This is a genomic window from Vibrio sp. 1978, assembly GCF_033344345.1.
In genome coordinates, this window is sequence record NZ_JAWPOP010000534.1 from 1 (window position 1) to 667 (window position 667).

Consider the following 667-nt stretch of genomic DNA (forward strand, 5'->3'; position numbering starts at 1 on the left):
TCTTTTTCTTCGCCAACAAAATTCCGAATTTCTTACGACGTTTGTTTGCTGAAGGGGCTTTTTCTCAAGCGTTTGTCCCTGTTTTAACGGAGAATCACGCTCAAGGTGATATGGACAAAACACGCGAGTTGATTGCTCGTGCTGCCGGTACGTTAGGGGTTATTGTCTCTATTGTTACCGTGCTGGGCGTGCTGGGCTCTGGTGTGGTAACCGCGCTGTTTGGTTTTGGCTGGTTTTTAGATTGGATGCATGGTGGGCCGGCCGCAGAGAAATTTGAGCTAGCCAGTCTGATGCTCAAAATTACCTTCCCTTATTTATGGTTCATCACCTTTGTTGCGCTTTCCGGAGCCATTCTTAACACACTCGGCAAGTTTGCCGTCTCCTCATTCACTCCGGTCTTTTTGAATGTCATGATCATTCTGGCGGCTTGGTTTATTTCGCCACAGATGTCTCAACCGGAAATCGGTCTGGCTATCGGTGTGTTTTTAGGTGGTTTGGTTCAGTTCTTATTCCAAATTCCTTTCCTTATTAAAGCGGGCGTGATGGTTAAGCCTAAGTGGGGGTGGCGCGATCCTGGGGTGGTAAAAATCCGCACGTTGATGATTCCCGCTTTGTTTGGCGTCTCTGTCAGTCAAATCAACCTGCTATTTGATACTTTTATTGCCAG

General features: G+C 47.1%; 1 protein-coding gene. It reads left to right on the forward strand.

Translation table 11 applies throughout. From position 1 onward, the window contains the following. The coding region (gene murJ / locus R8N49_RS27665) for a murein biosynthesis integral membrane protein MurJ (protein WP_318190523.1) at positions 1-667 on the forward strand (667 nt) is incomplete at both ends.